General features: G+C 50.6%; 11 protein-coding genes. 5 read left to right on the forward strand and 6 right to left on the reverse strand.

From position 1 onward, the window contains the following. Positions 1-15 precede the first annotated feature (15 nt). Positions 16-1683 carry a WG repeat-containing protein gene (locus EKK48_29770; protein RTL35081.1) on the reverse strand — a complete coding sequence of 556 codons (1668 nt, stop codon included), beginning with the start codon at positions 1681-1683 and terminating at the stop codon, positions 16-18. Between the two features lie 169 nt (positions 1684-1852). Here EKK48_29770 and EKK48_29775 point away from each other — a divergent pair, with 169 nt between their 5' ends. From EKK48_29775 to EKK48_29790, 4 genes are all read left to right on the forward strand, one after another. After that, positions 1853-2083 carry a hypothetical protein gene (locus EKK48_29775; protein RTL35082.1) on the forward strand — a complete coding sequence of 77 codons (231 nt, stop codon included), beginning with the start codon at positions 1853-1855 and terminating at the stop codon, positions 2081-2083. Positions 2084-2107: 24 nt separating this feature from the next. Then, positions 2108-2860 carry a hypothetical protein gene (locus tag EKK48_29780; protein ID RTL35083.1) on the forward strand — a complete coding sequence of 251 codons (753 nt, stop codon included), beginning with the start codon at positions 2108-2110 and terminating at the stop codon, positions 2858-2860. Positions 2861-2887: 27 nt separating this feature from the next. Further along, positions 2888-4408 carry a HAMP domain-containing protein gene (locus EKK48_29785; protein RTL35084.1) on the forward strand — a complete coding sequence of 507 codons (1521 nt, stop codon included), beginning with the start codon at positions 2888-2890 and terminating at the stop codon, positions 4406-4408. 230 nt (positions 4409-4638) lie between these two features. Next, positions 4639-5199, forward strand: a complete 561-nt coding sequence (locus EKK48_29790; GenBank protein ID RTL35085.1) for a 5'-3'-deoxyribonucleotidase — start codon at positions 4639-4641, stop codon at positions 5197-5199. 319 nt (positions 5200-5518) lie between these two features. Here the strand turns inward: EKK48_29790 and EKK48_29795 are convergent, their stop codons facing one another. From EKK48_29795 to EKK48_29805, 3 genes are read right to left on the reverse strand one after another with little or no spacing between them, the layout of a single operon-like run. Continuing rightward, on the reverse strand, positions 5519-7552 hold the full coding sequence (locus EKK48_29795) for a glycosyltransferase family 39 protein (GenBank protein ID RTL35086.1): 2034 nt from the start codon (positions 7550-7552) through the stop codon (positions 5519-5521). Further along, on the reverse strand, positions 7539-8021 hold the full coding sequence (locus tag EKK48_29800) for a hypothetical protein (protein ID RTL35087.1): 483 nt from the start codon (positions 8019-8021) through the stop codon (positions 7539-7541). The genes EKK48_29795 and EKK48_29800 overlap by 14 nt, the downstream gene beginning before the upstream one ends. Before the next feature lie 25 nt (positions 8022-8046). Beyond that, a complete protein-coding gene (locus EKK48_29805; GenBank protein RTL35088.1) occupies positions 8047-8919 on the reverse strand; it encodes an acyl-CoA desaturase in 873 nt (290 codons plus the stop codon). 400 nt (positions 8920-9319) lie between these two features. On the opposite strand from EKK48_29805, the gene EKK48_29810 reads away from it, so the two are divergent. Continuing rightward, entirely contained in the window at positions 9320-10468 is a 1149-nt protein-coding gene (locus tag EKK48_29810; protein ID RTL35089.1) for a hypothetical protein, read from the forward strand. A gap of 5 nt (positions 10469-10473) precedes the next feature. Here EKK48_29810 and EKK48_29815 read toward each other — a convergent pair whose 3' ends face one another. Beyond that, positions 10474-12036 carry a DUF2357 domain-containing protein gene (locus EKK48_29815; protein RTL35090.1) on the reverse strand — a complete coding sequence of 521 codons (1563 nt, stop codon included), beginning with the start codon at positions 12034-12036 and terminating at the stop codon, positions 10474-10476. After that, the gene (locus EKK48_29820) at positions 11999-12937 is read right to left on the reverse strand and encodes a hypothetical protein (protein ID RTL35091.1); all 939 of its coding nucleotides are present in this window, start codon (positions 12935-12937) and stop codon (positions 11999-12001) included. The genes EKK48_29815 and EKK48_29820 overlap by 38 nt, the downstream gene beginning before the upstream one ends. Positions 12938-12988 lie beyond the last annotated feature (51 nt).

A 12988-nucleotide genomic window follows, 5' to 3' on the forward strand; every position in this document is an offset into this window, starting at 1 on the left:
GGGTTCCTTGTCAATTCATTTGGATTTCGGTAAGACATTGAGTGTGTCGGATTCGAGTACAACGTTTGTTTTGTACCAGTCAGATACCTGCTTACCGTCATCTAGAAGGCTCCAGCTTTCGACTTTGTCATTCTTCATTTGAACGACGACGAATGATCCCCCGGTGCAGTGATAGGCCAAAACGTAGGTATATCGGTCCGTCGTTGGGTCGTATCCAACTCCAGTTCCCAGCAATTCGATTACTTTGGACCTGGGCATGTCAATCAAGTCATACTCTCGCAAGAATCTCGCCCATTCATTTTGTCGTTGCACTATTCTGTGATGATCTCCTTGCCATAGCGCTGGATCGAAGTGACCATCATGTAGGCTAGTAGATTTCAGAAAGCGCTTCGGCGCGATCTCGTGATATGTAATTTGGCGCCCCAGTTCATCAGCGCTCTCTGGCGCTGGATTCGGTATAGGCTCTCCATTTAAGTTAAAGTAACAGTCCTCGCCGGTTTGGAGATTCTTGCATTTAATAGCTTCCCCTTGTCGGCAGTTGAATTGGACCTGCGTAGTTAGTTGAAGTAGTACGGTTCCATTCGCCTTGAGGAGTTTCGGTTGTGTTTTGCTATTTTCGTAGGCAAAATAGAAATCCACCGGTTTCGAATAACGATCTTGGCATGTTGACAGAATTGGTGAATATGGTGAGTTCTGTTCGATCAAACATTTGTATTTCGGCTGCACTACGAATTCGAACTTGCGATTGACGATTCCGTATTGCGGTGGAGCAGTTTGAATTTTTCGCGCAATTGCATAGTCACCATAGAAGTCTTGTATATCCAGATTTTCAGGGGAAATTATTTTTCCATGTTTGTCGATAATGACTGACTGCCCGTTTTGAAGTGAAACGGTCGCCATGCCATTATGGAACGGACCCGCTTTTTGAAACTTTCCGATGATTGCGAACTGTCCGGTATCATCAATGTAGCCTGACTTTTCGCTCTCCGCCTCTTTGTGTGAGAGCGCAGAGCCCCCTCTCGTTTGATGAGTTCGGGCGTCAAAGGCCGTCAAACCTTCGCTTCGGCAGAAATACTCTGTGCGTATAATGCCTGTGAGAGGTAACTTTGTCAGCTTCCGATCAGCGCAATCGAAAACGTAGAATGAATCCGTTTTGATTGGTGTGAAAAAAACGCCTTTGTCTGCGACGAATGCCTTCCCGTTTGTTGCTTGTCCAATAGCACCATATTCTGCTGGCAAAACAATATCGCCATTCGCGTCACACAGTCCAAACGTGCGGTCCTTAGTGATAAATCTGAATATCGCCTCTTTAGGCAGTGCAGCGAATTCTAAATTTGGATTTTGCTCTGCAGCTTTTCCTAGCCAAAACACCTGTACTAGCTTCGTTCCGGCTGGAGTGTGCACATCGAGTATTTTTCCTTCTTTTGTGAACAACGTTCTCGCACTACCGTATTGATATTTGTCCTCGGGGTTTAAGCTCCAGCCGAGAAAAAGTCCGTGTCCGACGTAGTCTACTCTCGAAAATTTGGTGGGCAGAATCGGACGCAAACTAGAGTCGCAAAATTCGATTAAGCAATCATTGTAGGGGCGCAGTACATCTGGATTATCCGATGATTCATCTACGATTTGCGATGCTGAGAGGATAACGGCAAGTTTTACAAGACTGAGGGTAATGTTCGGCATTTGTGACTCCCGCTTAGTCGCGTTATCCAGACCGGCTGGCGGCAGGACCCCTGCGGGTCGTTCGCCGGCAGTCCATGCGCCGATACACCGATGACCGCTAGACCGATCGCCCAGTAAGATGTATACCTATCATAGAGACCACCGTCAAATGGTTTTGCGAGTGTTAATCATGAAATCGAAAGCCGCCCTCATGCTAGCCTCTCTGCTTGCGCTTTGTGCGCCTGCGCAGTCGAGGCAGCCCGCTTACCTGAGCGGTCAGACCGCGCACGACCGCATCACCGCGATGGCGGGGACGTTGCGCTGGAATCAGTCGCTCGGACAGGTCGAGCAATCCGCCCGCGAGCAGGGCAAGATGGTCTTCTGGGTCCACATGTTGGGCAGCATGACCGGCGCCACGTGAAGCGCCGGCAATAGCTTGAGAGCCGTGTCGCTCTCGCAGGAACCAGCCTTTTCCGCCCTCAAAAACTACTTCGTCTGCGGAACGAAAGACATTACTGATGAGCCATACTGTGGCGAATCAGGACGCCACGACAATTTTGGCAATGCCGTTGTTACAACGAACGGCGCCGGGCCGCACAACATCCAGCTCTTCATGCTGTCGAGCGACGGCACCATCCTCAATGTTTTGCCCGGATACTGGGCACCTCAGGACCTGGTGTACGAAATGGGGCTCGCCAACGAGCTCAACCGCATCTGGATGAGCAATCAGTACAGCCGTCAGCAGAAGGACCAGCTCTTCCGGCAGATGCACCTCGCCCACTTCAAGCAGCATCCGAGGGATATGACCGCGCGCAGCCATCTGCAGGGATTCGACGCGCAACACGAAGCCGAAACGCGGCTGCACACCTCCGACTTCATCAAGAACGCTGCCGCCATCGAGCACCCCGCCGACCCGAGACACAAATGGTCGCCGGCGAATTTCAAGACCACCGACGAAGTCATGCATGAGCGGCTGGCGTCGCATCCGTTCGAGAAGTACGAGCGATTCAACGTCGCCGCCTTCTCAGACTACGGTAAGCAGCGTTACGACAAGCACGAAGACGCCATGCGCCCCGACGGTCATATCGACATGGAGAAAGCCGCTAATATTCCTTCGTTGGGCAAGGCGAAGCACAAAGCTGCCTCCGATGAAGACGAAGACGACCGCAAGCATTGGGGCAATACCTTCCTGCGGTAATAGCCTGAGCGCGTGGCATAAGGTGTCATGCGCATGAACCTGAAAATTTCGCAGATGGGCTTGATCCTGGTGGGCATTCCGCTGGTATTTGAGCTCATTTTCGTCGGCATTCTCGCATATCGCATTCAGCAAGCCGAAGTCGAAATCAAGAAACAAGCCGCGACCAAGGAAATTATCTTCGTCACTGGTACTCTCGGTATTCTCGCAGGGCAGGCAGCTGCCAATCTCGCGGGATATTCGCGCATGCCGAGCCGCTACTTTCGCAACCGCTACCGCGCCAGCGTAAAGCAATGGACGGAGCGATTCGCCGAGTTGGAAGGGCTTCTCGCCAACGACCCGAAGCACCTCAAAATCTTGCTGGACACCAAGCCTAATTTCGAAAGAGGTCTGGTGCTGATGTCCAAGATTGAAGAATCGGTCGACAACGGCGGTGAAGGAAAGATCGTCAACTCGCCCATGCAGCTGATTGACGTCAAAAATATGATTGACGGATTGTCGGGGCCGGTCGGCGTGATCATGGTAGACTACCTCGCCCTTGCTGCTGAAGGTCCAGCAAAGGAAGACCGCGCCAAAGAGCAGGTCATGAATACGATCATGATTGGAGTTGTACTGAATATCGTTGTAGCTTTGTTTCTAGCGAGTCTTTTTACGCGCGGAATTGGCAGAAGGCTGCGGCGCATTTCGGAAAATGTGTCCCGTGTGCCCAAAGGAATCCCGCTCAACAAGCCGCTTCAGGGGACCGACGAAATTGCGCAGCTGGATAAGTTCTTCCACACGATGGTGGATGAATTGGAGGAGTCGCGCAAAATGCAGCGATATTTGATCGCGATGGTCAGCCACGATCTGCGATCTCCGCTCACTACTGTTTCGGGATTGCTAACACTGCTGAATGCCGGTGCATGGGGCGAACTCACTGAAGAAGCGCAGCAGAAGGTGGGAACAGCAGAGGCGGACATCCATCGGTTGATCGCGCTGACCAACGATCTGCTCGACACGGAGCGACTTGCATCAGGAAAGCTTGAGTTGACGTTCGCCGAAGCCAATATCAGCGAAACCATTCACGAGAGCATCGAATCTGTCAAAACATTCGCCGAGCAGCATCACGTGAAGTTGGAGGAGCCTGAAGCGCGCGAAGTGACGGCGGAATTCGATAAAGATCGCATCGTTCAGGTGATGGTCAATCTTCTTTCTAACGCAGTAAAGTACTCTCCAGTAGATTCGAAAGTGGTTGTGAACTTTGATTGTGATCGGCAATGGCTCAAGGTAGTTATAGAAGACCAGGGGCGCGGGGTTCCGGCGGAGTTTCAGAATATAATCTTCGAGAAGTTTCAACAAGTCACTGAATCTGATGCGCGCGAAAAAGGTGGCAAAGGATTGGGACTTTCAATCTGCAAAACGATCATCACTCAACATGGTGGCACAATTGGCGTTGAGAGTGAAAACGGCAACGGAAGCCGGTTCTGGTTTCGGATTCCAATGAAGCAGCGCGTCGCCTTCAACCACACGATCAGCCTCTCTGATTCTGTTTCGATCGGCTCATCAACCTGACCGACTCCGCTTCTGTGTCGATCTGCTCATCGACCTGACCGACTCCGCCTCTGTGTCGATCTGCTCATCGACCTGACCGACTCCGCCTCTGTGTCGATCTGCTCATCGACCCGATCGCCTCCGCTTCTGCCTGTCCGACGTATCTGATCGTTTCAATTCCTCTTCAGAACCTTCAATTCGGGCAGCTGCGGTGTTACCATCGGGTCCTTGCACTGTTCAGGAGACTTATTATGGCTATCATCGCAGTCGACATGGATGAAGTAATCGCTGATGCGCTCGGACGACACATAGAGCGCTACAACGAACACTTCGGACTATCCGTCACGCGCGAAGATTGTCTGGGCACGCATCTGCGGCATCTAGTGCCGCACGAGCACAAGCAGCAGGTCGAAGACTTCATTTTCGCCGAGGAGTTCTTCGCAGACCTGCCAGTCATGCCAGACGCACAGGAAGTATTACTGAACCTGCATCGAGAGCACGAAATTTTTATCGCATCTGCGGCGATGGAAGTGCCAACGTCATTCACTGCGAAATACGAGTGGATGCAAGAACACTTCCCCTTTATCTCTCCGATGAATATTGTATTTTGCGGCGACAAGAGCATTCTCAATGCCGATTATTTGATCGACGATAACGCCAGACACTTTAAGCGCTTCCGAGGTCAGGGCATTTTGTTCGACGCCCCACACAACGTCAAAGTAACCGGATATCCGCGCGTCAAAAGCTGGAAGGAAGTTGAGCAATACTTCGCCAGCCGCACCGTAAAATCAACGGTATCGAGCTCCCGTTAATACGCGCGTATAGAGCGTACCCGATGGAGCGCACCCGTCCCGGGTGCAAGAATCGTAGACACGTCTTGTGACAATTTGAATGCATATCTCGTGTTTTGGCTTGAACACAGGGTTCCAGGCGATCGCTGTAGCACTTTTGTAGTGCTACATGCGTCGTTTCTGAGTGCCTGTCTGCGATACGGGGAGAAATATTCTCTCTGTCCCTTACTTCAAGGTAATTAAATACATGACAAACGATGCCCACCAGTTGGCACTTCATACGCATGGAATTAATTACATCGGAGTAAGTGGCAACGACAGAACAGGTGCAGCAAGTTTGCTATCGCACCCAGATCTTATTGCCACCACTGTAAGGAACGGTCAGCGGTCCAAATCCGAATCTGTCGGTCATGCTGTCTTTCCAATCCAGTCGGTTGAATGATTGTTCGAGGGTTGGTGGCTTATCCATTACGAAGCCCCTGGTCTCGTACATACTCCATTCCCCACGTCGTGAATTGAGTTTGAGCTGCAGTTGTGGTTGAGCAAGCAAGTCTGGTTCAAAGTCTTTTTTGACCAGGATGAAGACGCGATGATCTTTTGGATCCGCTGACGCTGGTCGATTGGTCGTCGATTCAGTGATCGGAACTTCGGTTCTTTTGTCGGCATCCTTTGCCGGGAGCAGCTGCGACAGGTGGTAGAAAAAGAACACGGGACCCTTGCGATAGTAGAGCAGAGACGGCATGAACTCTTTGTATTGGCATACTTCTGCATCTGTGTCTGCGACTGATTTCACGAGCTCGTGCACGCTTGCATATGTTTTCTCGTACCAGTATTCAAACAGAACCGGAGTAAGAATCGCGAATCCGACACATGTGCTGGTCGCAAGTCCGAGAACGGAGCGAGTAAAGTGTTTCTGCCGATAAGCAAGAAATTGACGCACCCAGCCGATAGCCAGAACCAACACTCCAAGCGGCGCGACGATGCGCATCCAAACGTCGACATCTTTGACTACAAACGCAGCGATTACACTAGCGATGAAACTGATTACTCCGAGTCCCGCTAACATCGGGCTGACAAATTTTTGTGTCTTTGCGGTTGCAGAGTTTTCTGCAGCACTCATCGCGATAGACCGCTGATTATCGATTGCGCTGGTCGCGATAGAGGGCTGATTATTGATCGCGCTGGTCGCGATAGAGGGCGGATTCTCGATTGCGCTTGTCGCGGTAGACGGCGGATTCTCGATTGCGCTCGCTGTGTATGGCGACTTCGCCGCGCTTATCCATGAGTCGATGCTGAGAGAAATCATGATGACGAGCGGGCACCATATCGGCAAGATATAGCGATCGAATTGTGTTCTCGACAAACTGAAAAACACGACCGTTACCAGTACATATGCTGCCGAGAAAATCATCACGCTGGAGCGATTTACACTCGTGGAGGCGCTGCAATCTGCCTCTGTATCCGACGCCTGCCCCTTGAACTTTTGCTTTACTGCAGTGAACGCGTCAGCCAGGGCAGCGGGCAAAAATAGTGACCAGGGAAATGCGCCGTAGACCAACGCCGGTAGGTAAGTCCACCAGTGCGGATGTTTGCCACTGTTCGTGTTTCCGGTAAAGCGTGAAAGATTCTCGTACAGCAAGAATACTTTCAGGAAGAGCCCGTGCGTTGCCTGGCTCACCGCGATGCACCAGGGCAAGAGCAGTGCAAAAAAGATCGCCAATCCGGGAGCGATGCGCAGTTGTTTCAGGCAATCAATGATTTCTTTCAGGCTTGATTTTTGCAAAATCAGATAGCCGACCAGTCCGCCTGCGAAGAGTACAATCGCCGCCGGACCTTTCGTTAAAACCGACAGTGCCAGCCCTGCCCAGATGAGCGGCCACCAGCGTTTTCTGTTGGTGAATAGAACCAGGATCATGGAGCAGAGCATGAATCCCATGAAGCTGCTAAAGAATGCATCAATTGATGAACGTCTGCATGTTGCCACCATTAGCGGGGACGATGCCAGTATTAATCCTGAGAGTAGCCCGGCTCTGGTGCTAGAAAGAGCCCGCGTCGTGAAGTAGCAGAAGAAGACGAGGAGCGTACAAAGCAGCGATGACCAGAGCCTTCCCGATAATTCGCTCACTCCGAATAGAGTGTAAGCCGAGTTGATCAACCAGAAAGTCATGATCGGTTTGGAAAAATAGATCTGGTAATTTAGCTGCGGAACAATCCATTCGTTGGCTTTCACCATCTCCCGACAGGCTGCTGGATAGTAGGATTCGCCGCCTTCGAGTATGCCGAAATTTCCGAGTCTAAAAAAGTAGAGAGCAACACAAACCGCTAGTAATAAGAGCGGTGCCTGCCAGTTTTTCTTTGAGCTACTTTTCCACATCGAATATGTTGTCGAGCATGCGCGATGCACGCTTCACTTCCTCAAGTGTGTGTCCATGCAGGAAGCAATCGGGATTGCGGATTTCTCCGCATATGCATCCGTGTTCGCGCGCTTCGGCAGAACCGAAGGGCAAGTGATTCCATTTGCGGGCTTCCTCCGCATGCTTTATCAGTATCACAAGCTCGGGATTCTCTTGCTGCGCGGCTTTCTGAGCCCGGTCGCAAGTGTCATTGATCTTCGCTATATCGAGAGCTGCGGCGCATACACCGATTTTTGTGATTTCGTCTTCGCGAAACGAAAAGCGAATTCCTTGCATTCGGGTCTGCGGGTCGTTGTAATTCGGACCGAAGTTTAAAAATACCAGCACGCCGCCATTTGGGGATGCGCCTGTAACCAGCCCCAGCATGCCGTAGAGTTGATGTTTCGGATCTGCCGTAATCTGAACAATGTCGCCGGGGCTGAATGTCATTTGATTCGTCAGCTCGCAGAGTTTGCTATCTAATTACTGATTCATCAGCTCGCAAAGTTTGCATCACTGATATTGTAACTGGTGCTTGCACTTGCACTGGGACAGGCACGGGCACGGGCAATGGAACTGGGACAGCTCCAGTCGGCGATACATTGTCTTCCAGCGTGAAGCGTGAATTCACATTGCTCGCCAAGCGCAGACTCTCCAGCATTTTGATTACCATGTAGCTGAAGTCGATCTCAAACCATCTGAATCCGGAGCGGGCGCAGCCAGGAAACGCGTGATGGTTGTTGTGCCAATTGTCGCCCATTGTGGGAATCAATAGCCACCAGACGTTGACGCTGTCATCGCCTTCTTCGTAATTTTTGTAACCCAGATTTCGCTTGTGACAAACGACGTTGAGCAGAAAAGGAACTTGCTGGCAGACTAATCCAGCCAGAACACTGGCGAGCGCAATCTTCCAGCCGAAAAACAACCACAGCACCAATCTAGACCCGAATCCGATTGCGGAATTAGTCAGATGGCTCCGATGCCAGTTGTTGCAGCGCTCCAGAAAACTGTAAACGGGATCGTTGATCAAATCGGGCGCTTGGAGCTGAGGATTGATGTGCTCCGGATACTTTTTGTGGAAAATCCAACCTGCATAAGCTTGATAGTCGCCGAATCGAGGACTGTGCGGATCGAGCGGCGTGTCGACATATCGGTGATGCGCACGGTGGACAGTTGCCCACCAAATCGGGGAACTCTCGAACGCGAGATAGCCGCCCAGTACGAAGAAATACTCAACTAACTTGGGGCACTTGAACGTGCGATGCGCTAACAATCGGTGATAGCCGACCGTAGTTCCTAAAATGTGCCAGACGTAAAAAATACAAAACCAGAGAACAAATTCAGCCATACACCCTCGTAAAGGGATAAGGCTTATGTGCAACGCACATTGAAAGCAGGATTATCCCAACAAAAAGCCTGCATCTCCGTTGATTGTACCTTATCTGGCGCTCATTCAAACATTGCAGTGGGCATTTCTCGTTTTTATCCACTCTGCTTGGTTATCGCTCTTTGCATTGAGTAACATACGCCAAATATGGCGCTTTTTCGGACTCTGCCGAAGCAACCCGCTGTATCCAAAAATCCGCAATTTTTGCAACATTTCAGGCACCGAAACAGCGTCGATTTATGTGCATAATTTTTCGTTCGTTTGCTCATATCTACACCATTTTTACACTTTCAACCGCTACGCTGGTATCAAGATCACAAGCTTTCGTTGTCACTGCTCGATCTCTGGTTTTGGGTGTCCCATGTCTCAGCTTCGGCGCGTAGAAGTTTCTGCGTTTTTGTCTTTCATATTTTTCTTTTGCAGCGCCGCTGCTTTTGCAGATCCTGAATCAGTCAACGTCCAAGAGGCAGTTCCCGTGCCGTTGGCGACAGACGTATCGGTTAGTGCATTCAGTAATGCAACAGTCGGTCCTAGTACATTGAGTTCTGGTGCATTCAGTAATGCAACAGTCAATCCTAATGCATTGAGTCCTGGTGCGTTTAGTCCAAATCCATTTAGAGAATCAGCTCCTGCTGAGAATGATGCTCCAGCGAAATCGAAAATTTCGGCACTGAAGTCGGTGGGTAATAAAAGCAAAAGCCTGGCGAACTTTGTTCTTGATTTGCGCGGATTCGATTGGTCCAAGGAAGGCGCAGATGTCTTGACCGACACCGAATTAAATCCGAAAAATGAACTTGCGCGAGAGTACATTCTTCGTAAACAGTGTGATGAGCGCGAGGTGAAAAAGAGCGCTTTGCTTTTGCAATTTGCGCTTTATGCCGATCGCGATTTGAATCGAACTCTTGCGACTTTACACGAGCTTGAGCGAGTGGTTGGAAAGGAAGAAGCCAGGCGTTTGGCCGATGAAATCATGCAGCTGAAACCACAATATGTAGAAGTTTCTGATCCTCGTTTGCTTTTAGATTTCGAGCAGAAAGCTGGTTTATTGACGAAGATTCTCGAGTGCTCCGCCAAGCAAGATCCTGTGCTGTGCAAGCTTTCAGCTCGCATGGGCAAATACAATCACCGCAGCAAGGCAATGCGCACGACGGCTAAGGTCGTTTATTCATCTCTCGGGATAGCCAGCTTCACACCAACCCTGGTGGCGCCAATTGCCGAGGCGGCGCTGTTGTCCTTCATGATGGCGACCGGCGGACCTGAACAGGACAAGCTTCTGAAAGAAATCTATATTCAGAAAGCAATGGAGAGTCGCTGTCGCTTGTTGAACGAGCAGGCGCATCTGGTGATGGAAGGAATTGATCTGGCCCGGTCAACCCAGAACCGACGATTGCTTGTCTGCACGCAGTATTTGCTGCAACAAATGACTCACGACGATGGGCTCGTAACAGCAGTATTTCCGCAGTCTGCTACCTATTGCGTATCGAGTACGGTTATAGAAAAGACTCCGTAGTTTGCCTAACTCAAAAATCGCTTGAGCACAGTGCAGATCGCATTGTGCACAGCATCGCCATAAGCCGGATGCGCAGACAACGCTTCAACGCCGGGAGCAATTTGCATATTTTGACCCGGATAAAGAAGCGCCGCATATTGAATCTGTTGCTCGTTACCTGGCTGTTTTAGCGACTCTACAGAAAGCAGAAATTCGTCGACATCTTCTTTCAACGGTTCAACAGAGCTCTTCAAGGCGACCTTGTATTTCGAATCAAAGACAAGAATTATCAGAGGTTTGCCCGGTGCTTCGATTGCCACTGCCAGCGCAATCGGCGCCTCGATCTGCGCACTGTTTTCATTTTTGTGGATTGGTCGCCACGGAATCAGATTGACGACCGTTCCAGTGGTCTGATTGACCAACTGCACTGCCGCCTGTCCGTCGTTCGTTACGTGAATGAAAGCGCCTTTCCTGTACGATTTCACCCAGTGGTGGCTGACGCACTGAAATCCCAATTCTGCGCAGGTTTGAAGTAATGCGTTGAAGACTCGCAAATTCACCCAACGCTGATAAAGGAACGGAAGCTTATTTAGTGGTGCCGTGAGCGCTTGCTCTTCCAATGTGATCGATGACTGCTGGTTGAGCGCCAGATAACCCTCAAAAACGGTACGATAGGCAGGGTTTTTTAAAAGCACCATTGTTACGCGATCGGCAGAGCCGATGGACCTTTTCACTTTGCTGAGGAAAGTCGCTCGCATGCAAGCCAGACGAAATTCACTGCTCAGCATTTCGATCTCGTTTGCCATCGCAGGCGGTGCCGCTTCTCTTCGCACTTTGTCTTGCAAGCGAGACAATTGACTGCGCAGCGCCTGAACATATGTTTTTACAAGTTGATTCTCGTATGTTTCGAAAGACTCTTTGAATGTCGTGTCGAACATCTGATAGAGCTTGTCCAACTCAACCATATTCCCGGGCATGGAAATTGCCTGGGGCAGCCGCGACATTTCTGGACGTCGCATCTTATCCGTCGGGCGCACTTCCAATTGTGGTAGCAGAATCTGGTTGCATTCACGCTCTATCAGCGGAAGCACTTGCAGCAAGCCTAGCTTGTCCTGCGTGCCTCGAATAGCACTTTGTAATCTAAACCATTCTTCTTCGATAGACGATCTCTGCTGTTCTGACGGAACAATGCCCAGTTGCGCGCCGCAATATTGCAGATTCATCGCGATAGAATTGGGCAACATGACCGTCAAGTCATTGATCATGGCGGTGAAGTCAGTTTCGCTGAAAAATTCCGGAATTACTGCGACCGTCTGGTTTTCGCGAATGTCTCCGCAGAAAAGCGACAGCGCATAATATCCAGGAGGGCTCGCCGGCCAGATGGAGTAAGCATACATGCCCGCTGAGTCAGTCAGCACCGGCAGTGATACCGTGCCCGACAAAAGCGCGATTTCGGAGAAGAGCTCTTGCGGAACATCGATAAAAATTTGGCACTGCCGTCCCTCGATCGGACAAGCGATTCTTGTTCCTGATTCGTCGTAAAAGTTAAGTCTAGAAGAAAGAGACGATACCATTGGTATGGAAACCATAGCTGAGGTGCTGAATCTTGTAATTGCTCTTCGGGAACCGGTTTGCGGTTATCTCATTGAGCCTTTGCAGCATGACACCAAATCTGATATCAGTACCTCTCACTCGCGGCAATATCTTTTGAATGATTTGATCGTCGAACGCCATTTCCCACGGTACACCAATTACGGAAGCTTCAGCGATGTACTTGTTGATTTCGTCGACGATACGGATGGAGAACGGCATTACTTCCGCGACTGCGTCCCATATTGCCATGAGCACATCGCGAATTTCCGGCACGATGATACGCGAGGCGATTTCATCTCTGTTGTGGGTTACTTCGATAACCTGAGCGCGGTCATAAATCTTGTCTGCGAATCCCTGTGTCGTTTCGTCGACGTTGACTGTGCCTATGAAGTAAAGATTTGGCGGCAAGTCGACCACGTCCTGCCCCGACATCGTCACCTGCGCTTTTCCAGCTGCGGTCAAAACTTCCATTCCAGACAAAAATTTGGCGAAATAGTACTCGACGCGGGCTAAGTTCATCTCGTCAAGAACCAGGTGGAACGGCTCGGGCTGCTTCCCGACGCTGATGGCGTTTTTGTATGCGCGCGACGCCTGTCTGAGGAATTGGCTGAAGTCTGTATCGTAGTACTGTTTGCTGAGCGGGTTGTAGTATCCGAGCAAGTCTTCGTTGGTCGTCCAGTTGGGCGCGACCGGCACCAGGCAGTACTCCGCCTTGACAGCGTCGGCGTACATGCGCGTCAACAGCGTTTTACCGCTACCGCTGACGCCCGACAGGATTACAAACCTTCTTGTCTTCAATGAGAGATGGTAGCGGCGCAAGAGGTCTGGGCTGTAAACGGCGCCGGTTAAATCGATGAATTGGCGAATCCAATCGAAAGTCGGTTCTGCGTAGGACATTGACACTGTGATCTCCCTGCACTTTGGTGCCTGAACGCACTTGGCTCCATA

This window comes from Candidatus Melainabacteria bacterium, assembly GCA_003963305.1.
Classification (GTDB): Bacteria; Cyanobacteriota; Vampirovibrionia; order Obscuribacterales; family Obscuribacteraceae; genus PALSA-1081.

Excerpts from the sequence above, each read along its gene's own strand:
- EKK48_29770 (RTL35081.1), bottom strand. The coding sequence starts at position 1,683 with ATGCCGAACATTACCCTCAGTCTTGTAAAACTTGCCGTTATCCTCTCA.
- EKK48_29775 (RTL35082.1), top strand. The coding sequence starts at position 1,853 with ATGAAATCGAAAGCCGCCCTCATGCTAGCCTCTCTGCTTGCGCTTTGT.
- EKK48_29785 (RTL35084.1), top strand. The coding sequence starts at position 2,888 with ATGCGCATGAACCTGAAAATTTCGCAGATGGGCTTGATCCTGGTGGGC.
- EKK48_29790 (RTL35085.1), top strand. The coding sequence starts at position 4,639 with ATGGCTATCATCGCAGTCGACATGGATGAAGTAATCGCTGATGCGCTC.
- EKK48_29795 (RTL35086.1), bottom strand. The coding sequence starts at position 7,552 with ATGTGGAAAAGTAGCTCAAAGAAAAACTGGCAGGCACCGCTCTTATTA.
- EKK48_29800 (RTL35087.1), bottom strand. The coding sequence starts at position 8,021 with ATGACATTCAGCCCCGGCGACATTGTTCAGATTACGGCAGATCCGAAA.
- EKK48_29805 (RTL35088.1), bottom strand. The coding sequence starts at position 8,919 with ATGGCTGAATTTGTTCTCTGGTTTTGTATTTTTTACGTCTGGCACATT.
- EKK48_29810 (RTL35089.1), top strand. The coding sequence starts at position 9,320 with ATGTCTCAGCTTCGGCGCGTAGAAGTTTCTGCGTTTTTGTCTTTCATA.
- EKK48_29815 (RTL35090.1), bottom strand. The coding sequence starts at position 12,036 with ATGGTTTCCATACCAATGGTATCGTCTCTTTCTTCTAGACTTAACTTT.
- EKK48_29820 (RTL35091.1), bottom strand. The coding sequence starts at position 12,937 with ATGTCCTACGCAGAACCGACTTTCGATTGGATTCGCCAATTCATCGAT.